Origin of the sequence: Nitratireductor basaltis, from assembly GCF_000733725.1 — a bacterium.
GTDB lineage: Bacteria > Pseudomonadota > Alphaproteobacteria > Rhizobiales > Rhizobiaceae > Chelativorans > Chelativorans basaltis.
On the sequence record NZ_JMQM01000001.1, the window covers coordinates 915,251 to 941,926 of the forward strand.

Below are 26,676 nucleotides of genomic sequence, written 5' to 3' on the forward strand. Positions count from 1 at the left end.
CGCGCATCCGAGCATGGCACGGTGTGCTTCGCCACCAGTTGACTTGACCATACCCATGGGCTTTACCACTCGCATTCACAAATGCCCCGAGAAGCGCGGAATTTCACATGCTTGAAAAGACCTTTGACGCGGCCAGCGTCGAGCCCCGTATCAATGAGCGCTGGGAAGAGGCCAAGGCCTTCAAGGCAGGAGCAGGGGCCGGGAAGGGCGCTGAAAGCTTCACCATTGTCATTCCGCCACCGAATGTGACGGGCTCGCTCCATATGGGGCACGCGCTCAACAATACCCTTCAGGACATCATGGTCCGCTTCGAGCGCATGCGCGGCAAGGATGTGCTGTGGCAGCCGGGTATGGACCATGCGGGCATCGCCACCCAGATGGTTGTCGAGCGCCAGCTTGCGGCCAAGGGCGAGCATCGCCGCGACCTGGGACGCGAGAAGTTCGTGGAGCGCGTGTGGGACTGGAAGGCAGAGTCCGGCGGCGCCATCATGAATCAGCTGAAACGTCTTGGCGCATCCTGCGACTGGTCACGTGAGCGCTTCACCATGGATGAAGGGCTTTCCGAGGCGGTCCGCGAAGTCTTTGTCACCCTCTACAAGCAGGAACTGATCTACAAGGACAAACGCCTGGTCAATTGGGATCCGAAGCTGCTCACTGCGATCTCCGACCTCGAGGTCGAGCAGGTGGAGATGCAGGGGAACCTTTGGCATTTCCGCTATCCGCTCGAGCCGGGTGTGACCTACGAGCATCCGTATAATCTGGATGAAGAGGGCAACCGCACCGCCTGGAAGCCTTCTGATGGCGAACCGGCCGGTTACGAAACGCGCGACTATCTGGTAGTCGCGACGACGCGACCGGAGACCATGTTGGGTGACAGCGGCGTCGCCGTGCATCCCGATGACCCGCGCTACAAGGACCTGATCGGCAAGCATGTGGTGCTTCCGCTCGTGGGGCGCAGCATTCCAATTGTGGGCGATGAATACCCGGATCCGGAAGCCGGCACGGGCGCGGTGAAGATGACACCTGCGCATGATTTCAACGACTTCGATGTCGGCAAGCGCCATGATCTGAAACAGATCAACATTCTGACGACCGAAGCCGCCGTCACTCTGGCCGACAATGAGGATTTCCTCGAGGGGCTTGAGCGTACGCCGCAGCTTGAAGCCACGATTGGAGCCGTTGAAGGCAAGGACCGTTTCGAGGCGCGCAAGATCATCGTGTCGATGATGGAAGAAGCTGGCCTTCTCGACAAGATCGAGCCGCACAAGCATATGGTGCCGCATGGCGACCGTGGCGGTGTGCCGATCGAGCCGTTCCTGACCGATCAGTGGTATGTGGATGCCAAGACGCTCGCCAAGCCCGCCATTGCGAGCGTGAGGGAAGGGCGCACCAATTTCGTGCCCAAGAACTGGGAAAAGACCTATTTCGAGTGGATGGAAAACATCCAGCCCTGGTGCATTTCGCGTCAGCTATGGTGGGGTCATCGCATTCCCGCCTGGTATGGCCCGGACGGGCAGGTCTTCGTCGAGAAGGACGAGGAAACCGCGCTGGAGGCAGCCATTCAGCACTACATCTCCCATGAAGGCCCCTGGAAGGCCTGGGTGGAAGAGAAGCTGGAGAACTACAAGCCGGGTGAAATCCTGACGCGGGACGAGGATGTCCTCGACACCTGGTTCTCTTCCGCGCTCTGGCCGTTTTCCACGCTGGGCTGGCCTGAAAAAACGCCGGAACTGCAGCGCTACTACCCGACTTCCGTGCTCGTGACGGGCTTCGACATCATCTTCTTCTGGGTTGCCCGGATGATGATGATGGGCCTGCACTTCATGAAGGAGGAGCCGTTCCACACCGTCTATGTTCACGCTCTGGTTCGCGACAAGACCGGCGCGAAGATGTCGAAGTCGAAGGGCAATGTCATCGATCCGCTGGAGCTGATCGATGAATATGGTGCTGACGCGCTGCGCTTCACGCTCGCCATCATGGCGGCACAGGGGCGCGACGTTAAACTCGATCCCGCGCGCATTGCCGGCTACCGCAATTTCGGTACCAAGCTTTGGAATGCAACGCGGTTCGCGCAGATGAATGGTGTCGCGCGTGATCCGGACTTTGCGCCGGAGGATGCAAAGCTTGCGCTCAATCGCTGGATCCTGACCGAACTGACGCGTGCTTCGCGCACGGTTACCGCATCCATTGAGGCCTATCGTTTCAACGATGCGGCGCAGGCAGCTTACCGCTTTGTCTGGAGCCAGTTCTGCGACTGGTATCTGGAGCTTTTGAAGCCTGTCTTCAACGGTGAGGACGAGGCTGCGAAGGCTGAAAGCCGCGCATGTGCAGCCTATGTGCTTGATGAGACCTACAAGCTCCTGCATCCCATGATGCCGTTCCTGACCGAGGAGCTTTGGGCCGAAACTGCAGGCGAAACCCCGCGTGAGGACGTACTGGCGCTGGCCAAGTGGCCGAATCCCGATTTCGAGGATGACAGTGCGGCAGACGATCTCAACTGGCTGATCGACCTTGTCACCGGTATTCGCTCGCTGCGTGCGGAGATGAACGTTCCGGCAGGTGCCAAGGCGCCGCTGGTTGTTGTCAATGCGGATGAGGCGGTGCGTGACCGGCTTGCCCGCCACGATGCAGCACTGCAGCGCCTTGCGCGGCTTGAAAGCGTGACGCTGGCCAACTCGGTGCCGCGCGGCGCGGCACAGCTGGTGCTTGGATCCGCGACCTTCTGCCTGCCGCTTGGCAACCTGATCGACATCGAGGCCGAGACCAAGCGTCTCGAGAAAGAAGTTGCCAAGCTGAAGGGCGAAGTAACGCGTCTCGACAAGAAACTGGGCAACGACAAATTCGTGGCGAATGCTCCAGAGGAAATCGTGGCAGCCGAGCGTGAGAAGCTCGCGGAGTTTCAGGAGCAGATGGCGCGGATCGAGAAGGCATTGGAGCAGGTGCGTGCTGCCGGATGATCAAACGTCCTGATTCGTGCGAAATCATCGACTGAGCGTGCCTTAAGCGCCCGCTGATCCGCATTCAGGTGGTCATGCCGCGTCTGTTCAAGGCGCGGCATTATCTTTTCTCGGTGTGTGGCATAGCTGCAACATTGCTCAAATCGTGACCGTTGGGTGACAAAAATGTGAGCAAAACGGCCTGTTTTGGCCGTTTTTCGTATTGCGGCAATGCGCGCAGTCAAGAAACAGGCCGCCAAATCTGATCCTTACGTTAGGGTAAGCGCAATGCCATGCTTGGCGGTGCGTTTACAGCAATTGCAACCTGAAAAAGCTTGGATATCCTCACGCTCAACAAACGCTTTTTCAGGGAGGTCCTCGCATGCGTTTCAGGGGAATGGGGTATACGGCGCTGAGCCTGGTCCTTATGGCCGGAGCCGCTCAGGCAAACGGTTTTTCGCGCGGCACGGCTGACACGGACATTCTGTACGAGCCCGGCAACTTCAACATGCGTGCGGGTGTGACGATCGTTGCGCCGAGCCAGAAGACGAGCAAGAACCCCACCGTCACGGGTGTCGGCGCTGGCGATGACCTTGTCGGTCAAGACTATCTTGGCACCTATGCCATCCCATCCGTAGGAATAAAGTACGGAATTACCGATAGCCTATCCTGTGCAGTTACCTATACCGATAGCTTTGGTGCTGATTCTGATTTTGGTGGGTTGAAGAAGGGTGCCAAGGGAATCGTCACGGAAGAATTCGTTGTGAACGAATTTGGCGGAACCTGCGCCTATTTCGTCCCTGTCGGCCCGGGCCGCCTCGCAATTCTTGGCGGCGCGTTCGTTGAACGCTTTGACTACAATCTTGATGCCTATCCCGTGTCAATTGGCAGCGGCATGGTCCCTTACAACGTGCAGCTTGAAGGCAATGCCTACGGATGGCGGGCAGGTCTCGGCTACGAGATTCCAGATATCGCCCTGCGCGCTCAGCTACTTTACAAGTCTGGCACCTCTCATACACCGGATGGCACGTTTAGTGTGGCTAGCGGTGCGTTAGCCAGTGGCCCAGCTATGGGCGTCGGCGAACTGCCTCAGACAGTTGAGCTGCGCGTCCAGAGTGGTATCGCTCCTGGCTGGCTTGCATTCGGTTCGGTTCTCTGGACTGACTGGTCTGTAAATGAAACGCTGCAGATCTCAGCAGGCGGCACGACCAGTGAAAACAAATACTACTGGCGCGATGGCTGGACGGTCACCGGTGGCGTCGGCCACGTGTTCAATGACCGCATGTCGGGTGCTGTCAGCCTTCAGTGGGATCGCGGGGTAAGCACAGGCTACGACCTGCGTACGGACAAATGGGTCCTTGGTGCAGGCATCAGCTTGAAGGATGATCTTGGCGGTGAATTGCGCCTCGGTGCTGCAGCTGCGTACCTTGCCTCCGGTGAAGTTACTGAAGGCAGCCCGCTCGCTGGAGACGACACCGGCTGGGCCGTCGACTCCGGTTGGGCTGGCATTCTGTCTGCTGCCTACAAGGTCAACTGGTAATACCGCGGCAGATCTTCCGATCTGTTTCTGGACCCGGCTTCGGCCGGGTCTTTTTCGTTTCAGGGGCAGGTGAGGGCGTTTGCGTACTTATTTGCGTGTAACATGGCTCGTGCCCTTGAAAGGCATGTTCATGTGCAGCAAATATCTGCATGTCACCCGGGCCGGGCCCCTCTGGCAGGCAAGGCGTTGCCTGTGATGTCGGACCGATCGACAACGCGCCAACGCAGCGCATTGTTTTTCTGATCCAAACCCATGACCTTACATGACTGGCTGTGGCCCAGCTTTCTGGCCTTTGTTGCGCTGATCCTTTTCGTTGATCTGTTCGTGCTGCACCGGCGCGACCATGTCATCGGAACGCGAGAGGCGCTCCTTACCGTTGGCGGCTATGTGACGCTCGCCATGATCTTTGCCGGCGGCGTGTTCTATTTCGGCGGTGCCGACCGCGGTGCCGAATTCCTGACCGGCTATCTCGTCGAGCAGGCGCTGTCTCTCGACAATATCTTCGTGATCGCGCTGATCTTCAGCTACTTCAAGGTGCCGCCGGAGGCGCAGTATCGCGTTCTCTTCTACGGCATCGTGGGCGCAGTGGTGATGCGCCTGTCGCTCATTGTCCCGGGCGTGAAGCTTGTCGACCAGTTCCACTTCATCGCAATGGCGCTGGGCGCATTGCTGGTCTTCTCCGGCTTCAAGATGATGACGTCGGGCGACGAAATGATCGATCCGGGCGAAAGTCGTGTTGTGAAGTTCCTCATGCGCACGGGGCGGGTCACGAGCGAATATGAAGGCTCGCAGTTTCTGACGCGGCGTAACGGCGTCCTCTTCATGACGCCGCTTTTTGTCGTGCTGGTCACGGTGGAACTTACGGACCTTGTTTTCGCGATCGATTCCATTCCGGCCGTGCTCGCGATCTCTAAGGATCCGTTTATCGTCTTCTCATCGAATGTGTTCGCGATCCTCGGTCTGCGTGCGCTCTTTTTCGTGCTTTCGGGCATGATGCGCAGCTTCCGCTACCTGAAATTCGGGCTCTCACTCGTGCTCGTCTTCATCGGGTTCAAGATGCTGTTGTCGCACTACATTGATATTCCTTCCGTTTTCGCTTTGGGCGTGACGGCACTCATCATCGTTGGTTCGGTGATAGCGTCGCTCATCCACGGACCGGTGGAACCTGTCGAGGAACGCGACTGACACCCTGCATGTGTTGCCGAATGTTGCGGTTCGGCAACACATTATTATGACACGATGCGCTACAAGGTGGCGGGGGCAGGACTGCCAACTTCCCGCCATAAAACAGGCGCACCGGATAAACCCGGTAACGTCACAAGTGTTACGCGTGTCAAAGGAAGCCGTGCCAAGCGGCTAGGGTGATCATGGACTCTCGAGCAATCTCGAAGAAGAACCTTCCAAGCCGTCATGTAACAGAGGGGCCGGCCCGTGCGCCGCACCGCTCCTACCTATATGCGATGGGGCTTTCCCAGGAAGAGATTGCTCAGCCGCTCGTCGGTGTGGCCACCTGCTGGAACGAGGCCGCACCGTGCAACATTTCGCTGCAGCGTCAGGCGCAGGTGGTGAAGAAGGGCGTGGCCTCGGCGAACGGCACGCCACGCGAATTCACCACGATCACCGTGACCGACGGTATCGCCATGGGCCATCAGGGCATGAAGGCCTCGCTGGTTTCACGCGATGTGATCGCCGATTCGGTCGAACTGACGATGCGCGGCCACTGCTATGACGCGATTGTCGGCCTTGCAGGCTGCGACAAGTCGCTGCCGGGCATGATGATGGCCATGGTGCGCCTCAATGTACCGGCCGTCTTCATCTATGGCGGCTCCATTCTTCCCGGCTCCTATCGCGGTCGTCAGATCACGGTTCAGGACGTCTTCGAGGCTGTTGGCCAGCATTCCGTCGGCTCCATTTCGGATGAGGATCTTCTGGAGATCGAGCAGGCCGCATGTCCGTCAGCCGGTTCATGTGGCGCACAGTTCACTGCCAACACCATGGCGACCGTCGCCGAGGCAATCGGCCTCGCCCTGCCATATTCCTGCGGCGCCCCTGCACCTTACGAGATGCGCGACCGGTTCAATTATGCGGCCGGCGAGAAGGTGATGGAACTTGTCGCGAAACAGATCCGCCCGCGCGATATCGTGACGCGCAAGGCGCTTGAAAATGCGGCTGCCGTCGTTGCCGCGTCCGGTGGCTCTACCAATGCGGCCCTGCATCTGCCAGCAATCGCGCATGAGGCGGGCATCGAGTTCGACCTGTTCGATGTGGCCGAGATCTTCAAGAGAACGCCTTACATCGCCGATCTGAAGCCGGGCGGCAAATATGTTGCCAAGGACATGTTCGAGGCTGGCGGCATACCGCTTCTCATGAAGGCTCTGCTTGAAGCTGGCTACCTGCATGGCGACTGCATGACGGTAACTGGCCGCACAATCGCCGAAAACATGGAGCATGTTCCCTGGAATGACCAGCAGGACGTCATTCGCAAGGTCGAGAACGCGATCACCAAGACAGGTGGTGTTGTCGGTCTGCGGGGCAGCCTCGCACCGGAAGGCGCCATCGTTAAGGTGGCTGGCATGAAGGAACTGAAATTCACCGGTCCCGCACGGTGCTTCGATTCGGAAGAAGAGGCATTCGCCGCGGTCAACGAGCGCAAATACAAGGAAGGCGAAGTACTCGTCATCCGTTACGAGGGGCCGAAAGGCGGTCCGGGCATGCGCGAGATGCTTGCCACGACCGCGGCGCTCTATGGCCAGGGCATGGGCGACAAGGTTGCGCTCATCACCGACGGACGCTTCTCCGGCGCAACGCGTGGCTTCTGCATCGGCCATGTGGGCCCTGAAGCAGCGGTGGGCGGGCCGATTGGCCTGCTGCGTGACGGAGACATGATATCCATCGATGCCGTTGAAGGCACGATCGATGTTGATCTTTCGGAGGAAGAGCTTGCTGCGCGGCGGGCGGAGTGGAAGCCGCGTGAAACCGATTACCAGGCCGGCGCAATCTGGAAATATGCCCAGACCGTCGGTCCCGCAGTGAAGGGTGCTGTCACCCATCCTGGTGGAGCCAAGGAAACACACTGCTATGCAGATGTCTGATGTCATGAAGCGGATCGTCGCTACCGCATTGCTGCTGGGCTTCACGGCCGGCACGCCTGCGCTCGCGCTTGACCCGGAGACTGTGATCCAGAAGGATCGCAGTCCGTGGGCGATGTTCCGCTTCGGCTTCTCCGCCTACAAGAGCGGCAAGAAGCAGGAGGCTGTCGAGGCCTACCGTTACGCTGCTGAAAAAGGGCAGGTGGGTGCGCGCTGGAAACTTGCACGAATGTATGCCGAAGGTGACGGCGTTCCGCGCAACGACTATGAAGCCTTCAAGTTCTTTTCCTCGGTGGCCCAGCAGAATATAGAGCCGGGCAGCCAGGACGAGAGCTACATTTCCGATGCGCTCGTCGCGCTTGGGCGCTATTTGCGCAAGGGAATCGAGAACTCGCCGATCCGGCCCAATCCTCATGCCGCGCAGGAATTCTTCATGCGCGCTGCAGCCGTCTACCGCAACGCCAATGCGCAGTACGAGCTTGGGCTCATGTTCCTTGAGGGTGATACGGGAACGCAGAATGTTCAGCAGGCCGCCCGTTGGCTGCAGCTGGCAGCCGAGAAGAACCATGCGCCTGCACAGGCCACGCTTGGTCACCTGCTTTTCCAGCGCGGGCAGACGGTGGAAGGCCTGGCGCTCATGACGACCGCACTCGAAGGTGCGGCGCCATCAGACATTCCCTGGATCCGTGCCAGGCAGGAAGAAGCCTTCGCGCTTGCCGGCGAATCCGACCGGCGTACGGCGATGGCCCGCGCCGAGCACTATCTGGTCAACGGGATCGATTGACCGCCAGAAAACGAGAACAGGAAGAAGCCGGCCTTGCGCCGGCTTTTTCGTTCAGGCGGGCATGCAATCCAGCTCTGCAATGACCGGCACATGGTCGGACGGCTTCTCCCAGCCACGCGTATGTTTCGCAATCTCGACCGCGCGCAGTTGATCTGCAGCTTCCGGTGACAGAAGCAGGTGATCGATGCGGATGCCGTTGTTCTTCTGCCACGCGCCGGCCTGATAATCCCAGAACGTGTAGGTGTCTGCTTCCTGCGTGGTCGCACGCAGGGCGTCGGTGAGCCCGAGATTCACGAGTCGTCTGTATGCCTCGCGCGTTTGGGGCAGGAACAGGGCATCACCGACCCAGGCCTGCGGATTCTTCGCGTCTTGCGGCTGGGGAATGACATTGTAGTCACCAGCGAGAACCAGCGGTTCTTCCAGCGCCAGACGCTCTTGCGTCCATTGATGCAGGCGCTCCATCCATGAAAGTTTGTAAGGGTATTTCGGACTGTCTACCGGATTCCCGTTCGGCAGATAGAGTGAAACCACGCGCAGGACACCCTTGTTCGTGGAGAAAACGCCTTCGACGAAGCGCGCCTGTTCATCTTCCTCATCCCCCGGCAGGCGGCGATGGACCTCATCGAAACGCAGCTTGGAAAGGATGGCCACACCATTAAAGCCCTTTTGGCCGTGTGTCTCCACATGATAGCCCAGCGCTTCGATGCGATCGCGCGGGAAACCTTCGTCAACGGACTTGATCTCCTGCAGGCAGACAATGTCCACATCGGCTTCTTCAAGCCAGTGAAGCAGGTTTTCGATGCGCGCCTTCACGCCATTGATGTTCCAGGTGGCAATCTTCATCGACTATTCCATCCGCAGCTAGGTGGCGCGCACAGTAGCCATTGAGGCTCCGTCGTCAATGAGCCATGGCGGCTGGTCAGGCGGGACGCGCTGACGCCGTGGATGCAAGTTTGAAAGGAACGCCCGAAAGCAGCGCGCGTACGTAGCGCGCCTTCTGGTAATCGCCATTCAGGGAAACCCTGTTGAAGCTTGTGGGCGCATTCGTGCATTCGCGAGACACGAGGCCGGGCCGGTTGGTCACAGCAATGGAGTAGCCGGCATCACGGGCGGCTTCAAACTCGCGATCACCCACGGCTTCGGCAAAGCCATAGGGATAGGCAAAGCTTGCGGGCCGCTTGCCGCCTATCGCCTCTACCGCCTTTGTGGATTCCAGGATTTCCTTGCGAAGACGATCCTCGCCAACGCGAGTAAGGTTCACATGCGAGACCGTATGTGCGCCAAGGCTTGCCAGCGGATCGGTGGCAAGTACGGCAAGTTCCTTCTCATTCATCGTCAGGCGGGAGACTAGATCAAGCGGGTCGAGCCCTAGTCCTGCGGCGAGCCTGTCAATCTGCTGAACGGCCGCGTCTTCATCGCTGGTCTGCACGAATCGGGAGAACCGGTCGATGGCGACCGTCTTTTGCAGGGGCGTGCGGGTGGCAATTGTGCAGGGGCCGGAACCGAAATCGAATTCGAGCTCGTCATGGCGGGAAAGCAAGGCCTCGACGGTTTCCCACCATATGCTGTGGGTGCGTGCGGCAAAACCGGAGGTCACGAAGATCGTGTAGGGCACATCGTGCCGGCGAAACACGGGCGCGGCAAATTCGGCATTGTTGCGGTAGCCGTCATCAAGCGTGAAGACAAAATAGCGGTTGTGATCGGTGGGATCACAAAGTCGGGACGGCAGGTCTTCCAGGGAGATCGGCAGAAAGCCGAGATCGCGGCAGGTGCGGATCGTCTCGTCGAGGAAAGCGGGGGTGACGCTGAGCAGACGGTTTGGCTTCGACAGCCCCTTATGCTCGGGACGGACGTGATGGAGCGTGAATATGATCGCGCCGCCAGACAAGCGTTTGCGCGAAAGGCCGGAAAGCGCGATGGCTTCCAGGCCCGTCCGTATCAGTGTGTGACGCATGAAGCGCTTGAGCGTAATGCCCGGAATCATCGGCAACCGTCCCCTCGTCAGACCGTATTAGGGACAAGTTGTATACAGGGCGTCAACGCCACATCGCAGTTGCCGAGTAACTTCAGATCGAAAAGCTGGTACCGCAGCCACAGGATGCGACCGCATTGGGATTACGGATCTGGAAGGACTGACCCATGAGATCATCGACGAAATCGATCACCGAGCCGCCCATATAGACGAGTGACAGATCGTCGATATAGACGCTTGCACCATCGCGTTCGATGATCACATCGTCCGGATTCTTTTCGCTCACCAGGTCGAACTTGTAGGAAAAGCCGGAGCAACCGCCACCTTCGACGGAAACACGCAGGGCCGTCTTGTCAGGTTTGTCAGACAGAATCTTCGAAATCCGACGGGCCGCAGCTTCGGTCAGTTCCACGCCCTTCATATCTGTCTTTGCATCAACGCCCATAACGGTCACCTTGCTTTCGCATGTCTACACTAGGTATGAACGCGGTTGCGGCGAGTCAACAAGGGCCAAAATGTCTGCCCCTCCGGTTTTTGAAGATATAGGATTTGGTTACAGGCCGCGTGCAGCTTATGCATGCGATCCTGCAAAGTCGCGTGGGCGGTTCTATCCGGAGCCTGAGAGCCCGACCAGAACGCCTTATCAACGCGACCGCGACCGCATCATTCACTCCACTGCGTTCAGGCGTTTGAAGCACAAGACGCAGGTCTTCATCGCCCATGAGGGCGATCACTACCGCACGCGTCTGACCCATTCCATCGAGGTGGCACAGATTGCAAGGGCTCTGGCTCGCGCGCTGCGCTGCGACGAAGATCTCGCCGAGGCGATCGCGCTGGTTCATGATTTCGGCCACACGCCCTTCGGCCATACGGGCGAGGATGCGCTCGATGACAAGATGAAGCCGTGGGGCGGTTTTGACCACAATGCCCAGTCGCTTAGGGTGGTTACGCGGCTTGAACGGCGCTACGCGGAATTTGACGGGCTTAATCTGAGCTGGGAGACCCTTGAAGGGCTGGTCAAGCACAATGGACCGCTCGAGACGCGGGGAGGCGAAGGTATCGACGGCCCCGTGCCCAAGGCCATTCTAGACTATTCCGCGCTGCACGACATGGAATTGTCGCGTCACGCGAGCCTGGAGGCCCAGTGTGCCGCAATTGCCGATGACATCGCCTACAATGCTCATGACATCGATGACGGTCTGCGCTCCGGTCTTCTGACATTGGAGATGATGCGCGAAGTCGCGTTGCCCGGTCGCATCCTTGAAAAGGTGGACGAACGCTATCCGCGCCTGGATCCTGTCCGGGCAGGGCACGAATTGATGCGTCGGCAGATCACCGTCATGGTGGAGGACGTCATCAACAGCGCCCAGGAAAAGTTGCTTGCCGCGAAACCGGCTTCGCCGGACGATGTTCGCGATGCGGGTTACACCATGGTGACATTCTCGCAGACAATGGCGCTTGACGAGAAAACACTGAAGTCGTTTCTGTACGCCAATCTCTATCGGCATCCCGAAGTGGTGGAAGTGCGCAAAGCCGCCGATCGCGTGGTGCGCGAGTTGTTCGACGCCTATTTCGCGGACCCGAGGGAGATGCCGGAAGGATGGCGCGAGGGTCTTGATCGAGCCGATGAGCGGATAAGAGCGCGCGATGTCGCCGACTTCCTTGCCGGGATGACAGACACCTACGCCATCAAGGAACATGAGCGCATCTTCGGCAGCGGCCTGTTTGACCGATTCGCCGTTTTGCGATAGGCGCAGGCAATCGAAATTTCCCTGACTTCACGATTGCGGTTCCAAGCCGCTCGAGTGCAACAATCTGGAATGTCCCCATGAACATATTTGCCGATTTCTCTGATCGGGTCCTTGCTGCGATTGGTGAGCTTGGGCTGAAGCCGCGCGATGGGGGCGAGCTGGATACCAGCCGGGTCACGGTCGAGCCGCCGCGCGACCCTTCGCACGGCGATCTGGCGACCAATGCGGCCATGGTTCTGGCAAAGGCGGTTGGTGCCAACCCGCGGCAGCTTGGCGAGCAGATTGCAGCCTCCTTCGCAGATGATCCGGATGTGGCGGAAGCCACGATAGCCGGGCCCGGTTTCGTCAATCTGCGGCTATCGGACAAGTTCTGGCATTTGCGGCTGAAGGATATGCTTGGGCTGGGAAGCGATTATGGCCGCTCGGAGATGGGGCGGGGCCACAAGGTCAATGTCGAATATGTTTCAGCCAATCCCACCGGTCCGATGCATGTGGGTCATTGCCGGGGTGCGGTGGTCGGTGACGCGCTGGCGAATGTTCTGACCTTCGTCGGATATGATGTGGTGAAGGAATACTACATCAACGATGCCGGTGCTCAGATCGATGTGCTCGCGCGCTCGGTCATGCTGCGCTACCGCGAGGCACTGGGCGAGAAGATCGACGAGATACCGCAGGGGCTCTATCCGGGCGACTATCTCGTGCCGCTGGGCAAGACGCTGGCGGATGAGTTCGGCACCAAGCTTCTCGAAAAGCCTGAGACGGAAGCGCTCGTTATCGTGAAGGACCGCGCGATATCCGCCATGATGGACATGATCCGCGAGGATCTGGCCGCGTTGAACGTGCACCACGATGTCTTTTTCTCGGAGCGGTCACTTCACGTGGACAATGGCGGTCCAATCCGTGCTGCCATCGCTGATCTGACCATGAAGGGGCATGTCTACAAGGGTACATTGCCGCCTCCGAAAGGTCAGGTTCCCGAAGACTGGGAAGATCGGGAGCAGACGCTTTTCCGCTCGACCGAGGTGGGTGACGATATCGATCGTCCGCTGATCAAGTCGGATGGTGCCTTCACCTATTTCGCTGCAGACGTGGCCTATATGAAGGACAAATATGCGCGTGGCTTCGAGCATCTGATCTACGTGCTCGGCGCCGATCATGGAGGCTATGTGAAACGCCTCGAGGCGCTTGCGCGCGCATTGTCCGATGGCGAGCTGGAGCTGACCGCCCTTCTGTGCCAGCTCGTGAAGCTCTACCGCAATGGCGAGCCGGTTCGGATGTCCAAACGGGCAGGGGATTTCGTGACCCTGCGCGAGGTGATCGACGAGGTCGGGCCCGACGCCGTACGTTTCATGATGCTCTATCGCAAGAGCGATGCGCCGCTCGATTTCGACTTCGCGAAGGTCACCGAGCAGTCGAAGGACAATCCGGTGTTCTATGTCCAGTATGCCTCGGCACGCTGCCACTCCGTCTTCCGGCAGGCGCGCGAGCATTTGGGTGTCGAGAAGATCGACAGGGATGTGCTCAAGAACAATCTCCACCTGCTGACGGATGAGGGCGAACTGGCGCTCATACGCAAGCTGGCGGAGTATCCGCGCTTGGTCGAAAGTACAGCGCAAGCACTCGAGCCGCACCGGGTTGCGTTCTACCTCTATGATCTGGCCAGCCAGTTCCACGCACAGTGGAACAAAGGCAGTGACAATGACGACTTACGCTTTATTAAGGTTAACCAGCCAGACTTGTCTTACGCCAGGCTGGGTCTGGTGCAGGCGGTCCTGGACGTTCTGACGTCCGGATTGGCGCTCGTGGGGGCCGGTGCACCCGCGGAAATGCGCTGATTTTCAGGGGAAAACCTGTCACCTTTTGCCCACATTGCGCTGGTAGTGCCCTAGAGTAAGTGTGACGTCGCCGGCGTCCGACCAAGCGTGGGAAAAGGCATGGCCGACAGTAATTTCGCCAATCGCGTAGAGCCAAATCTTGTCGCGGAAGATGATCCTTTCGCCGAGCTGACCCGGATCATGGGTCATGATCCGAGATCATCTTCCAGCGAAGCTCCAGCTTCCAGCCAGGCGCAGGATGACCTTGCGCTTGATCTTGAGAGTGAGCTTCTGGGTGACCTGGCTCGAGAAAACTTTCATGGAGAGCCCCAGGCGGAGGTGCTTCCGTTCCGTGGCGGCGAGCGGGCGGAGCCTCTAGCCCAACAGGAACCAGCGGTTCAGGCCGATGCGCAGGAAGATCTTGGCGATCTCCTGAGTGACGCGGATTTCGATGCTTCATTCACGGCAGCCTTCGAAGACTTTCAGGAGCAGCCCGAGCCGCAGAGCGTTGAAGCCGCGCCGGCACCGGCGCCTGCGCCGCAGCCTGTCGAGAATGATCTCGGTTTCGAACTGAGCGAAGATGATCTCGCGGCTTTCGACAACGATTTCGCGATGGAAGAAGAATTCGCAGCAGTGGCGGACGATTTCTCCCCGGCTGAGGAGGCTTCCAGCGAAGATGCGGCGGAGCCAGAGCCAGCCTTCGACTTCGCACGGGCGGCTGCTTCGCGCCCGGATTTCTCTGCCGACCGCGTGGTGGCGGGGGACAACCACTACCAGCCGGTTGCCCAGCCGCAAGCCGTCGATCCCCAGCCAGAAGCGCAGGCGGAATCCGATGATTGGTCGAGCGAAGCCTTGTTCCAGGAATTTTCGCAGAGCATGCAGGCTTCACTCGGAGTGGAACTCGGTACTGATACCGAAACCCGTGAGGAAGCTGCATACGCCGCATCTGCGCCGGTCGAGCCGACGGGCGCCGAAACGTCTCGCTACAGCCAGCCCGAGATCGATACGGTTGATGTTCCAGATGAGGCCGTGCCTCAAACCGACCAGCTTGATCTTCCAGAAGTCGACTATCACGGCGACAAACCTGTGCAGGGCGAGTTCGACGACCTCGAGGAACTGCTTTCGGGCGCGTTCGGTGAAGGCAGCGGAGTGGGAGCGGAAGAGCCGGAGCCGCAATGGGCTGAAGCCGCGGCTGCAACTGCCGTTGCTGCACCTGCTGCCGCAGTTGCTGCTACAACAGCGTCCGCGCAGACGGACTATGACGACGACTATTTCGACTCCGTTTATCAGCCCGGCGCACAGGGCGCTGCTGCCTTTGGTGCATCCGCTCAGGCCGCACCGCATTTCGGAGCGCCTGTCGACCCCAGCTGGGGCGATTTCGACGAGACTGAAGCGCGTCTGGCACCTGCGCCCGGTGCTGAGCCTCCCTATCACACGGCCGCGCCATGGTATCAGTCGCGCAACGTGATGGCTGGTGCTGCGGCCGCTCTGGGCATCTTCATCCTGGGTGGCGTTGGCTATTACGCGTTCAGTTCCGGTGACGAGGCCTCTTCCGGTCCGGTGATCGTTCGCGCCGACGAGGGGCCGATCAAGGTAAGGCCGGAGAATCCGGGCGGGGTCCAGATCCCCAACCAGGACAATCCGGTCTACAAGAAGGTCTCCGGCGCCAGCAACGAGCCAAAGGCAGAGCAGACCGAACTGGTCTCCACCACCGAGGAGCCGATCGATGTCGCTGCGCGTGTCCCAGCCGCTCCTTCACAGCCGTCGCCAGTTGCGTCGGCCGATACGGCAAAGAGCGAGGAACGTCTTGAGACAGCGGGTGATCAGGATGGTTCCGCCGGCTCCGACACGGTGACGCTGGCGCCACGGATGGTGCGCTCCCTGGTTGTTCGTCCCGATGGCACCATGGCTCCGCGTGAATTGCCAAAACCGCAGCCACAGACGGCTGAAGGAGCGGCGCCGGCCGATACGCAAACTGGCAATACAGCTGCCGAAGAACAGACTGCGGTGCAGCAGGTCTCGCTGCCAGCAACGCCATCTGCAGTTCCGACGCAGCGGCCATCACGTCCGGCTGCCGCACAGGCGGCTCCAGTTCAGCCTCAGGCTCCCGCTCAGCAGCAGGTTGCCGCTGCACGTGCACCGGCCGCTCCGCAGCCAGCCGCCGCGCAGCCTGCAGCGCCCCAAGCTCCTGCCGCAAGTTCGGGATGGTCGGTTCAGATCGCTTCTCAGCCTTCGGCCGCCGGTGCGCAGCAATCCTATCAGCAGATGGCCCAGCGTTATGGAAATCTCCTGCAGGGCCGTGGCGTGAATATCGTGAAGGCGGATATTGCGGGCAAGGGAACCTATTACCGGGTTCGTATCCCGTCATCCTCCAAGGATGATGCGATCCAGCTTTGCTCGCAGTTGAAATCCGCCGGCGGCAGCTGCTTCGTATCCAAGTAGTCCTGCCACTACATGTGTTGGTGAAAGCGCTGCCCTGACGGGCGGCGCTTTTTTCTTTGTGCGCCGGGTATGTGGGCGCATAACCTTTCTTCATGACCGAATCAAAAGCCATGATCCTCGGCGCAAAGGGCCTGAGCCTGACCGCCGATGAAAAAGCCTTCTATGCAGCCGAGCGGCCATGGGGCTTCATCCTCTTTGCCCGCAACATCGCTGAGCGTGAACAGGTGATCGACCTGGTCGCCAGCATGCGCGAGAGCATCGGACGCTCCGATGCGCCTGTCTTTATCGATCAGGAGGGCGGGCGTGTGCAGCGTCTGCGGCCACCGCTCGCTGACAACTATCCGGAGGCTGCCAAGCTTGGCGAGGTTTATCGTCGGGACCGGGAGGCAGGACTGCGCGCGGCCTGGCTTATGGCGCGGTTGCATGGATTCGACCTTCGAAAGCTTGGTATCACCGCCGATTGCCTGCCGGTTCTTGATGTGCCTGTTGAGGGTGCCCATGACGTGATCGGCAATCGCGCCTTTGCCAAGGACCCGCAGACCGTGATCGCGCTTGGTCGTGCGGCAGCTGAGGGTCTGATGGCTGGGGGCGTCCTGCCCGTGATGAAACATGTGCCGGGTCATGGGCGCGCGGGCGCCGACAGCCACAAGGCACTGCCGCGCGTTTCGGCGACGATGGATGAACTGCGTGCGCATGATTTCGTGCCGTTCAAGGCGCTGAACGATCTGCCCATGGCGATGACGGCGCATGTGGTCTATGAAGCGATCGACCCCGAGCGACCGGCCACCACTTCGACGAAGGTGATCAACGAGATCATCCGACAGGAAATCGGCTTTGACGGTCTGCTCATGAGCGATGACCTCTCCATGAACGCACTTTCTGGGGATTATCGCAGCCGCGCGGAAGCAGTTCTTGCGGGCGGGTGTGATCTTGTCCTTCACTGTGACGGCACGATGGGCGACATGATCGAGGTGGCCAAAAGCACGCCTGAATTAAGCGGTAGATCTTCACAGCGTGCACAAACAGCGCTTGCCGCGCTTGGTGCGGGTGATGGAACGGAAGAAGCCGTGGCGCGCGCGGAGTTTGACAGTCTGGTGAGGGCTGCCTGAACAGAACGGATTGCAGCTTGGCAGAAGCGACGAAACAGGATGGGCAGAAAGGGGGGCTGAAACCAACCCCCATGGATCCTCTGTGGTCGGACGCGGAAGCAAATTCAGACCGTGGCGTCAGCGAGCCGGCTCTGACCGTAGATGTTGACGGTTTTGAGGGACCGCTTGATCTCCTGCTTCATCTGGCACGCAATCAGAAGGTTGACCTGTCCAAGATCTCAGTCCTCGCTCTTGCCGAGCAGTATCTCGTATTCGTGGAGCAGGTGCGCTCCATGCGGCTTGAACTGGCCGCCGATTATCTCGTCATGGCCGCCTGGCTTGCCTATCTGAAGTCGCGGTTGCTGATCCCCAAGAAAGCGGATGATGAGGAGCCTTCTGGTGAAGAGATGGCTGCGGTCCTTCAATTCAGGCTGAAGCGCCTGGAGGCCATGCGTGATGCCGCAGCGCGGTTGGTCAATCGCAATCGACTGGGGCGTGAGGTTTTCGGGCGCGGCATGCCGGAGCAACTGGTTGTCGACAAGCGCAGTACTTTCGAGGCCTCGCTCTATGACCTGCTTACCGCCTATGCAGCCCAGCGCCAGAGACGCGCGATCACCAATGTGCGCATAGCCAAGCGTGGCGTCTGGTCGCTGAAACAGGCGCGCGACATCCTCACGCGGCTCGTTGGAGAATTGAAGGACTGGACGGCATTGGACCGCTTCCTACTCCAATATATCGATGACCCGCGCGACCGGGCGACAGCGCTTGCAAGTTCCTTCGCGGCAAGTCTTGAACTTGTCCGTGAGGGTGCACTTGAGATCCGGCAACAGGAGGCGTTCGCGCCCATCTATATGCGCAACACCACGGACCTTACGCGTCCGAAGAGGGAAGCGGGATGAGTGATCGTGCCAATGTCATACCGATTTTCGGCTCGTCTGAAGGGGATGACGGCAGCGTCGGAGGCGGAGTAGCGCTCAGTGATGCCAAGCGCATGGCGGAAGCCATCGTGTTCGCCAGTGCCGAACCTGTCTCGCGCCGCATGCTTGAGGAACGGCTGCCGGAGGGCGTCAATATCAGCAAGGTGATGGAAGCGCTTGTTCGCGATTATGCGACACGGGGCGTGAACCTTGTTCGTGTCGAGGACAACTGGGCGTTCCGCACGGCAGGTGATCTCGCATTCCTGATGAGCCGCAATGCGGTTCAGCAGAAGAAGCTTTCGCGCGCCGCGCTGGAGATGCTCGCGGTCATCGCCTATCACCAGCCGGTTACACGCGCCGAGATCGAAGAGATCCGTGGTGTCGAGACCTCCAAGGGGACCCTGGACATTCTGCTGGAAACCGGCTGGGTGCGGATGCGCGGGCGTCGCAGGACACCGGGCCGCCCCGTCACTTATGGCACGACCACCGATTTTCTCGATCATTTCGGGCTTGAGGAACTCCGCGATCTTCCAGGCATGGACGAGCTGCGTGGGGCCGGGCTTCTATCGGGGCGGATGCCCTCCGGCTTTGCGGTTCCCCAGCCGCCTGTGGACGCGGATGCATTGACTGAGGACGAAGATCCGCTGACGGATATCGACTTCGAGGAGCTCGGTCTGTTGACACCGCGCGTCGAGGATGATTGACCCGGTTACGGATCAACCGCGCGAGACGCTCCAGCCATGAACGACATGAGGGAAAAGCCGGCCCGGGTTACCGCCGGTGTTACCTTTGCCGCGCGGCTTGCCTTCAAGAATATCAGCCACCGGTTTGCGCCGGGCAAGGATACGCTTTGCGATGTGACGCTTGAGGCCGAGCCTGGTCAGGTTTTGTGCCTGCTTGGGCCGTCGGGCTCGGGCAAGACGACACTTTTGCGTATTGCGGCGGGTATCGAGGCGCAATCCGAAGGTCAGGTTGTTCTCAATGATCGTGAGATTGCCGGCCCCAATGTTTTCCTGCCGCCAGAGGAACGGTCGATCGGGCTTGTCTTCCAGGATTTCGCTCTGTTTCCCCACCTCACCATACTTGAAAATGTCCGCTTCGGCCTGACCGCGCTTTCAAGCGAAGAAGCGAGGCGGGAGGCAATGATCGCCCTGGAACGCGTGGGGCTTGAGGGTGTGGCAGAGGCCTATCCGCATGTCCTGTCCGGGGGGCAGCAGCAGCGTGTTGCGCTCGCGCGCGCTCTCGCGCCGCGACCGGCGGTCTTGCTGATGGATGAACCCTTTTCGGGCCTGGATTCGCGTCTCAAGGATTCGGTGCGTGCGGAAACGCTCGCGATTCTTCGCCAAAGCCGCGCTACGGCCATAGTAGTGACGCATGATGCTGAAGAGGCCATGCGGATGGGCGACCGTATCGCGCTGCTTCGCGATGGCAAGCTTGTGCAGGTGGGTACGGCTCAGGAGCTGTATCTTCAGCCGGTTGATCCTTTCGTTGCGGGCTTCTTTTCCGAGATCAACCGCATCGAGTGTCGCGCGCAGAATCAGCAGGCTCAGACACCGTTCGGTTCATTTCCGGCAGCCGGGATGGCGGACGGCCAGCCCCTGACCGTGGCGATCCGGCTTGCAGGCTTCGATGTCTCGGAGGACGGCGAGGGGCTCGCTGCACGCATCGTCGCGCGGCGGTTCCTGGGCGTCGTGGAGCTTCTGGAACTGGCGGTTTCCGGTCTCGACGAGCATGTGCATGCGCGCGTGCGAGCTGGCATTCTGTCACCCGGTATACGAGACATTCGTATTAATGTTCGCCCTTCGGACGTTCTAGTGTTTGAAAGACAGAACGAAACCGCATAAATCAATCTTCAGGAAACAGGCAAAAGAGAATTATCATGGGTTCCTTCTCCATCTGGCACTGGCTTATCGTTCTGGTCGTCGTGCTTCTGCTTTTTGGTCGCGGCAAGATCCCCGAGCTGATGGGTGACATGGCCAAGGGCATCAAGAGCTTCAAGAAGGGCATGGCGGACGATGAGGATGCGGAAGACACCCGCACCGTTGAGCATCGGGCGGATGAGCCGGTAAAGCCGTCCAAGGAAAAAGCCACCAAGTCCTGACATTCGCGGCGTCACTTGTGACGCCTGCACGGAAGCTTGATACATGTTTGATCTTGGCTGGCCGGAACTGCTCGTCGTCGCGATTGTCCTGATCGTGGTTGTCGGGCCCAAAGACTTGCCGCGCGTATTGCGCGGCTTTGGGCGCACCACGTCGAAGATCCGCGGTATGGCTGGTGATTTCCGCAAGCAGTTCGATGAAGCCCTTCGGGAGGCGGAACTGGAGGACGTCCAGACACTGGTCAAGGACGCTCGCAAGCTGGACCCGCGAAGGGAAATCAAGAAGCATCTGAGTCCGTTGGAAGAAGCGGGCAAGGATGTTCGTGCGGGGCTGGATCAGGCCATGAAGCCAAAGGCTTCGCAGCCGAAGCTTGATGAAGGCAACCGGCCGGCGGCAAGCGACGCCGTGGCCAAGGCGCCGGTGAAGACAGGCGCAACGGCAAAGTCATCCGCGGCAGGTAAAGCTACGGCCAAGAGTGCCGCTTCAGCTGCGAAGAAGGCTCCATCCGGCTCCCGTAGCACATCGAAAACCGCTGCAAAGCCCAAGAGCGCGAGGGCAGGTGGGACAAAATCTGCCACTGCCAGGCCGGCAACAACCAAGAAGACAGGAAGCGGCGCGTGAGTTCTCACGACGAAGACGATATCGAGGCGACGTCAGCCCCGCTGATGGAACATCTGATCGAGTTGCGCCAACGGCTGATCTGGGCCATTGGCGGCTTCTTCGTGGCGTTTCTGGTCTGCTTCTTCTTTGCAAAGCAGATATTCAATCTGCTCGTCATCCCCTTTCAGTGGGCGACTAGCTGGGCCGGCCTTGATGCCGACAAGGTCGATTTGATCTACACGGCGCCGCAGGAATTCTTCTTCACCCAGATCAAGCTCGCCATGTTCGGCGGTCTTGTCCTGGCTTTTCCGGTCATTGCTTCGCAGATATACAAATTCGTGGCTCCCGGGCTCTACAGGAACGAGCGCCACGCATTCCTGCCATTCCTGATCGCTTCACCGATCCTGTTCCTGATCGGTGCGGCACTCGTCTATTTCTTCTTCACGCCCATGGTGATGTGGTTCTTCCTGTCGATGCAGCAGGTTGGACCCGATGCCGAAGTGCAGATTTCACTTCTGCCGAAAGTGTCCGAATATCTCGGACTGATCATGACGCTGATCCTCTCCTTCGGGCTGGTGTTCCAGCTTCCGGTGGTGACGACGCTCATGGCGCGCGTCGGTTTGCTGACTTCCGAGGGGCTTGCCGACAAGCGCAAATATGCAATCGTAGCTGCTTTCGTGGCCGCTGCCATCCTCACGCCGCCGGATCCGGTCAGCCAGATCGGTCTTGCGATTCCGACCATCCTTCTCTACGAGGTTGCGATCTGGAGTGCCCGGATGGTGGAGCGCAGACGCGCTGAGCGGGAAGAAGCGGCAGCAGCTGAAACGGCTTCTGACAAGGCAGCCGAAACAGGCGAGTAGACCGCATCCGTTCATCGAGCGCTATCGCCGTGCGGGCTCAATTTCACGCCTCGCACGCCGGAAAGAACATGCTCGACATCAAGTGGATACGCGAAAACCCGCAAGGCCTTGAACAGGCCCTCATCAAGCGTGGAGCGCAGGCCGACGAGGCCTCGAGCCTGGTACAATCCGTGCTTGAGGCCGACGAGGCGCGCCGTTCCCACCTCACAAAATTGCAGGAAGCCCAGTCGCGTCAGAAGACGATCTCCAAGGAAATCGGCCAGGCCATGGGCGCTGGTGACAAAGAGAAGGCCGAGGCACTCAAGGCCGAGGTCGGAGAACTGAAGCGCTTCGTACAGGAAGGCGAGGCTGCCGAGCGGGACCTGGATGCGAATCTTCTCAATATCTTGGCCGGTATCCCCAATGTGCCGCTGGAAGATGTTCCGGTTGGTGCCGACGAGAATGACAATGTCGAGTTGCGCCGCTTTGGCGAGCCAAGAGAGATGGATGGTGCAAAGGAGCATTACGAGCTTGGCGAGGCGCTCGGCATGATGGATTTCGAGCGTGCGGCGAGGCTTTCCGGTGCGCGCTTTACCGTTCTTTCCGGTCCACTTGCGCGTCTTGAGCGTGCGCTCGGCCAATTCATGCTCGATCTGCACACGCAGGAGCACGGATATACGGAAGTGCAGCCGCCGCTACTGGTGCGTGACGATGCGCTTTTCGGCACCGGGCAGTTGCCGAAATTTTCCGAGGATCTCTTCAAGGCCGGTGACCATCATTGGCTGATCCCGACTGCCGAAGTGCCGCTCACCAATCTGGTGCGTGAAGAGATTCTGGAGAAAGAGAAGCTACCGCTGCGCTTTACCGCGCTCACGCCGTGCTTCCGTTCCGAGGCCGGTTCTGCGGGACGCGACACGCGTGGCATGTTGCGTCAGCACCAGTTCTACAAGGTCGAGCTGGTCTCGATCACGGATGCGGACAGCGCAATCGCCGAGCATGAGCGGATGACCGAATGCGCCGAGACGGTTCTGAAAAAGCTGGAACTGCCTTTCCGCACCATGACCCTTTGCACGGGGGACATGGGGTTTGGTGCACGAAAGACCTATGACATCGAGGTTTGGCTGCCGGGCCAGAATGCCTATCGCGAAATTTCATCCTGCTCCGTCTGCGGTGACTTCCAGGGGCGTCGCATGAATGCGCGCCATCGCGCGAGCGGCGAGAAGCAGACGCAGTTCGTGCACACGCTGAACGGTTCGGGCACTGCTCTTGGCCGCGCGCTCATTGCGGTCATGGAAAACTATCAGAACGCGGATGGTTCGATCACGGTGCCGACGGCGCTGCGTCCCTATATGGGCGGGGTGGAAAAGATCGGCGGATAGGCGCTTGTCATCAAGCCCGTGTCTTTCCATTTGGCTTCGGTGCGGGCAGCATCAGCCGTTGTTGCACGATTGCGAATCATGGGCGAGGGGACTGAACATTGCGCATTCTGTTGACGAATGACGACGGCATCCATGCTGAAGGTTTGCAGGTTCTGGAGCGCGTTGCCCGCACTCTGAGTGATGATGTCTGGGTGGTGGCGCCCGAGACCGACCAGTCCGGCTTCGCCCATTCGCTCTCGCTGTCCGAGCCGCTTCGCATGCGCAAGATCGATGATCGCCATTTTGCATTGCGCGGCACCCCGACCGATTGCGTGATCATGGCTGTCACCAAGGTTATGGACAGCCCGCCCGATCTCATCCTTTCAGGCATCAACAATGGCACCAATATCGCCGATGATGTCACCTATTCGGGTACAGTGGCCGGAGCCATGGAAGGAACGCTTCTCGGCATCCGTTCGATTGCGCTTAGCCAGGCCTACGACTTTACCGACGAAAGCCGCTTCGTGCCGTGGGATGTTGCCGAAACGCTGGCGCCTGATCTTCTGCGCAAGCTCGTGAAGACCGATCTTCCCGAAGGCGTGTTTTTGAACGTCAACTTCCCCAATTGTCGTCCTGAGGATGCAAAAGGCACGCAGGTGACGGCTCAGGGCAAACTGATCCACGGGCTGTGGATCGATGAACGAAAGGACGGTAGAGGCTTTCCCTATTACTGGCTGCGCTTTGGCCGCAAGCAGTCGGAAGTGCGGGAGGGAAGCGATCAGGCTGCCGTTCGTGACGGCTACATATCCGTTACGCCGCTGCATCTCGATCTTACCGCTCATGAGGTTCGTCAGGAACTGGCCAAGGTATTGAAATGAGCGAGACCGGCAGCGACAGGGAGGGGTTTGCGGCCCTGATGCTGCGCATGCGCGCACGGGGCATAGGATCGAAGGCACTCTTCGAGGCAATTGAAAACACACCACGCGCGAGTTTCGTGCCCGCCGAATTCCGTGATGCGGTCTGGTCGAACCGCACCGTTCCGATCGCGTGTGGAGAGACCCTGGAAGCCTGCGATTTCCAGGCCGCCATGATTGCCGCACTTGATCTTCAGCCGGGCAACCGGCTTCTCGAGATCGGAACGGGGTCGGGATACACGTCAGCGGTCATGGCGCGGCTTTGCGACAAGGTCCTTACTCTCGATCGCTACAAGACGCTGATCCAGCAGGCCCAGTTACGCCACGAGCATCTCGGTCTGACCAACATCGTCGCCAGGCAATCCGATGGGCGCGAAGGAGCGGCGGAAGGTCCGTTCGATCGCATCATCGTCTGGGCTTCGTTCGAGGAACTGCCACGAAAATTCGTCGATCAGCTCACCAGTGGGGGCATCATGATCGCTCCGATCGGGCCGGGGGAGGATGTGCAGACCATGACACATCTGACCAAGGTGGGGAGTCGTTTCGAGAAGGTGGAGCTTGAGACCACGAGGCTCCAGCCACTTGCAGCCGGTGTGGCCGAGGCAATCTGAATTTATGCCGATCATTCTTCGGCAGATTTAACCGACCAGTAACATTAACGCGCTTTAATCCCATCCAGTTAGAGGTAATGGGTACGCGGGTAGGTTCTATGTTTCTGGGCATCACAGGTCATCTAAGCCGCACGCTGGCACGCGGTGTTGCCGTGTGTGTCGTCGGCGGAACCGTTGTCGGTTGCGGCAGCGCGGCTAACCTCACCGATGGTCTGGTCACGAATTCGACCGCACAGGCCACCAGTTATGCACCGGCAAACCAGCCCTATCCGGGTGATGTGGCGCACACCACGCGGCGCAGTGCCGGTCGTCCGGGCATGAAGATTGTCCGGCCAAGTCTTCCTGTCGGAGGTGGTGGTATCCTGCAGAACAGGGCAGTCGCGAATCTTCCAAGTCCCAGCACGGCGCAGCAGCCGGTCTATACGGCAGCAGCAGCCCGGAATTCCACCGTGACCAGCCAGCCGCTTCCAGCACCTCAATCTGTGCAGGCGCAGCCCGCGCCGCAACAGGTTGCTTCGGCAGCATCGGCAACAATGCCTGCGCCCGCACAGGCAGCGCCTGCCAATATCGACAGTCGCTCGACCGGTTCGGTCGCGACTGCCGCAACGACCACCGTAGCCAGTGCCGCAACACGCAGGATTACTGTCTCCGAAGGTGACACGCTCTACGGTCTTGCGCGTCGCTTCAATGTTCCCGTTTCCGCGCTGATGAGCGCCAATGGCATGAGCGAACCGCGCGGGCTGATGATCGGCCAGACGTTAGTGATCCCGGGTGCCGGTGCCGCGACTGCTCCCGCACCAGCTGCGGTTGCTTCAAAAAAGCCCGTGCCGGAACCAGAGCAGCGCCCGCAGATCCAGGCGGTTGCAAGCGTGCCGTCAAAGCCGGAGCCGGTTGCCAAGGCGCCAGCTGAAGCGACGGCATCTTCCGATCAGGGTCGCTATACGGTGGTTGCTGGCGATACGCTCTATGGCGTGGCTCGCAAAACCGGTGCCAGTGTAGACGCAATCAAGCAGGCCAATGGCCTCGGCGACGGCGTCATCCGCATCGGTCAGACACTGAACATTCCAAATGGCAGCGGCAGCGTCGTTGCTGCCAACGCGGGCGTTGACCCGGTCAAGACCGCAACGACGGTGAAGCCGAAGGAAGTGGAGAGCGACAGCTCCGCTCAGGTGGCTGCCTATACGCCGCCCAAGATTACCGACGATGTGGCCAAGAAGGCAGAGAGCGACGCACAGACAGCAGCGCTCACCCCGCAATCCACCGGCGTCGACCGTTTGCGCTGGCCAGTGCGCGGCCGTGTCATCACCAGCTACGGTGCTGGTGCGGGTGGACGTTCAAGCGACGGCGTGGACATCGCCGTGCCTCAGGGCACGTCGGTTCGAGCCGCGGAGAACGGAATTGTCATCTATGCGGGTGACGGCCTGAAGGGCTTCGGCAATACAGTGCTCGTGCGCCACGAGAACGAACTTGTGACCGTATATGGTCACACATCGGATATCCGCGTGAAGCGTGGTGAAAAGGTCAAGCGTGGCCAGGAGATTGCTCTTTCGGGCATGAGTGGCGATGCAGACCGTCCGAAACTGCATTTCGAGGTTCGCAAGGGCACGAATCCTGTCGATCCGATGCAGTTTCTCGAATAGCCGACGTTCCCCAGACATTATCGGTTTAGCGGCCTGCTGACCTCCAGCAGTGGCCGTGCCTGAAGCGGGCTGCCTCTGACCCAATCGGCCGCCCGCTTCATGGCGTTTTCGGCCCGGTTGCGGCAATATGCGCCTCTTAACAGGTGCAAAACGGGCTTTTGCAGCGCGGAGCACGGTTGCCGCTGCGTTATCACGGTGCTAAGCGCGCTCCGCGAAAGTCGATGTTGCTGAAGGCAGGTCTTTTCGGAACGAAATATAATCGTTCCCACTGCGCTGGGACAT

General features: G+C 59.7%; 22 protein-coding genes. 19 read left to right on the top strand and 3 right to left on the bottom strand.

Translation table 11 applies throughout. The annotated features are described in order from the left end of the window. Positions 1-107: 107 nt before the first annotated feature. From EL18_RS04340 to EL18_RS04360, 5 genes are all read left to right on the top strand, one after another. Complete coding sequence (locus EL18_RS04340) at positions 108-2,957, top strand: valine--tRNA ligase (protein WP_036480134.1); 2,850 nt, start codon at positions 108-110, stop codon at positions 2,955-2,957. A gap of 361 nt (positions 2,958-3,318) precedes the next feature. After that, positions 3,319-4,476 (top strand): outer membrane protein transport protein, encoded by a 1,158-nt coding sequence (locus EL18_RS04345; protein WP_036480136.1) that lies wholly within the window; start codon positions 3,319-3,321, stop codon positions 4,474-4,476. A 252-nt stretch (positions 4,477-4,728) separates the two neighbouring features. Then, entirely contained in the window at positions 4,729-5,661 is a 933-nt protein-coding gene (locus tag EL18_RS04350; RefSeq protein ID WP_036480138.1) for a TerC family protein, read from the top strand. A 182-nt stretch (positions 5,662-5,843) separates the two neighbouring features. After that, positions 5,844-7,568 carry a dihydroxy-acid dehydratase gene (gene ilvD, locus EL18_RS04355; protein ID WP_036480141.1) on the top strand — a complete coding sequence of 575 codons (1,725 nt, stop codon included), beginning with the start codon at positions 5,844-5,846 and terminating at the stop codon, positions 7,566-7,568. After that, a complete protein-coding gene (locus EL18_RS04360; protein ID WP_036480143.1) occupies positions 7,555-8,349 on the top strand; it encodes a tetratricopeptide repeat protein in 795 nt (264 codons plus the stop codon). The genes ilvD and EL18_RS04360 overlap by 14 nt, the downstream gene beginning before the upstream one ends. 51 nt (positions 8,350-8,400) lie before the next feature. Here EL18_RS04360 and xth read toward each other — a convergent pair whose 3' ends face one another. From xth to erpA, 3 genes are all read right to left on the bottom strand, one after another. Next, positions 8,401-9,192: an exodeoxyribonuclease III gene (xth, locus tag EL18_RS04365; protein ID WP_036480144.1), complete on the bottom strand. Its 792-nt coding sequence runs from the start codon at positions 9,190-9,192 to the stop codon at positions 8,401-8,403. Positions 9,193-9,268: 76 nt separating this feature from the next. After that, the gene (locus EL18_RS04370) at positions 9,269-10,333 is read right to left on the bottom strand and encodes a polysaccharide deacetylase family protein (protein WP_036480146.1); all 1,065 of its coding nucleotides are present in this window, start codon (positions 10,331-10,333) and stop codon (positions 9,269-9,271) included. A gap of 82 nt (positions 10,334-10,415) precedes the next feature. Beyond that, positions 10,416-10,766 carry an iron-sulfur cluster insertion protein ErpA gene (gene erpA, locus EL18_RS04375; protein WP_036480148.1) on the bottom strand — a complete coding sequence of 117 codons (351 nt, stop codon included), beginning with the start codon at positions 10,764-10,766 and terminating at the stop codon, positions 10,416-10,418. 70 nt (positions 10,767-10,836) lie between these two features. Here erpA and EL18_RS04380 point away from each other — a divergent pair, with 70 nt between their 5' ends. The 14 genes from EL18_RS04380 to EL18_RS04445 all read left to right on the top strand — a co-directional run bounded on the left by EL18_RS04380 (position 10,837) and on the right by EL18_RS04445 (position 26,394). Beyond that, positions 10,837-12,072 carry a deoxyguanosinetriphosphate triphosphohydrolase gene (locus EL18_RS04380; RefSeq protein WP_036480151.1) on the top strand — a complete coding sequence of 412 codons (1,236 nt, stop codon included), beginning with the start codon at positions 10,837-10,839 and terminating at the stop codon, positions 12,070-12,072. A gap of 77 nt (positions 12,073-12,149) precedes the next feature. Continuing rightward, positions 12,150-13,907 (top strand): arginine--tRNA ligase, encoded by a 1,758-nt coding sequence (gene argS, locus EL18_RS04385; RefSeq protein ID WP_036480153.1) that lies wholly within the window; start codon positions 12,150-12,152, stop codon positions 13,905-13,907. Positions 13,908-14,006: 99 nt separating this feature from the next. Then, a complete protein-coding gene (locus EL18_RS04390) occupies positions 14,007-16,328 on the top strand; it encodes an SPOR domain-containing protein (protein ID WP_036480155.1) in 2,322 nt (773 codons plus the stop codon). Between the two features lie 92 nt (positions 16,329-16,420). Continuing rightward, positions 16,421-17,437, top strand: a complete 1,017-nt coding sequence (gene nagZ, locus EL18_RS04395) for a beta-N-acetylhexosaminidase (RefSeq protein WP_036480157.1) — start codon at positions 16,421-16,423, stop codon at positions 17,435-17,437. Positions 17,438-17,508: 71 nt separating this feature from the next. Beyond that, entirely contained in the window at positions 17,509-18,315 is an 807-nt protein-coding gene (locus EL18_RS04400) for a segregation and condensation protein A (RefSeq protein WP_051913767.1), read from the top strand. Beyond that, positions 18,312-19,037: an SMC-Scp complex subunit ScpB gene (gene scpB, locus EL18_RS04405; RefSeq protein WP_036480159.1), complete on the top strand. Its 726-nt coding sequence runs from the start codon at positions 18,312-18,314 to the stop codon at positions 19,035-19,037. The genes EL18_RS04400 and scpB overlap by 4 nt, the downstream gene beginning before the upstream one ends. A 36-nt stretch (positions 19,038-19,073) precedes the next feature. Beyond that, positions 19,074-20,177, top strand: a complete 1,104-nt coding sequence (locus EL18_RS04410) for an ABC transporter ATP-binding protein (RefSeq protein ID WP_036480161.1) — start codon at positions 19,074-19,076, stop codon at positions 20,175-20,177. Positions 20,178-20,212: 35 nt separating this feature from the next. Further along, positions 20,213-20,434: a twin-arginine translocase TatA/TatE family subunit gene (locus tag EL18_RS04415; RefSeq protein WP_036480163.1), complete on the top strand. Its 222-nt coding sequence runs from the start codon at positions 20,213-20,215 to the stop codon at positions 20,432-20,434. Between the two features lie 43 nt (positions 20,435-20,477). After that, positions 20,478-21,053, top strand: a complete 576-nt coding sequence (gene tatB / locus EL18_RS04420; RefSeq protein ID WP_036480165.1) for a Sec-independent protein translocase protein TatB — start codon at positions 20,478-20,480, stop codon at positions 21,051-21,053. A 44-nt stretch (positions 21,054-21,097) separates the two neighbouring features. Beyond that, positions 21,098-21,892, top strand: a complete 795-nt coding sequence (gene tatC, locus EL18_RS04425) for a twin-arginine translocase subunit TatC (protein ID WP_051914159.1) — start codon at positions 21,098-21,100, stop codon at positions 21,890-21,892. Positions 21,893-21,960: 68 nt separating this feature from the next. Further along, positions 21,961-23,250, top strand: a complete 1,290-nt coding sequence (gene serS, locus EL18_RS04430; protein WP_036480169.1) for a serine--tRNA ligase — start codon at positions 21,961-21,963, stop codon at positions 23,248-23,250. A gap of 98 nt (positions 23,251-23,348) precedes the next feature. Continuing rightward, entirely contained in the window at positions 23,349-24,107 is a 759-nt protein-coding gene (gene surE / locus EL18_RS04435) for a 5'/3'-nucleotidase SurE (protein WP_036480171.1), read from the top strand. Then, the gene (locus tag EL18_RS04440) at positions 24,104-24,754 is read left to right on the top strand and encodes a protein-L-isoaspartate(D-aspartate) O-methyltransferase (RefSeq protein ID WP_036480173.1); all 651 of its coding nucleotides are present in this window, start codon (positions 24,104-24,106) and stop codon (positions 24,752-24,754) included. The genes surE and EL18_RS04440 overlap by 4 nt, the downstream gene beginning before the upstream one ends. 98 nt (positions 24,755-24,852) lie before the next feature. Continuing rightward, entirely contained in the window at positions 24,853-26,394 is a 1,542-nt protein-coding gene (locus tag EL18_RS04445; RefSeq protein ID WP_036480175.1) for a peptidoglycan DD-metalloendopeptidase family protein, read from the top strand. Positions 26,395-26,676 lie beyond the last annotated feature (282 nt).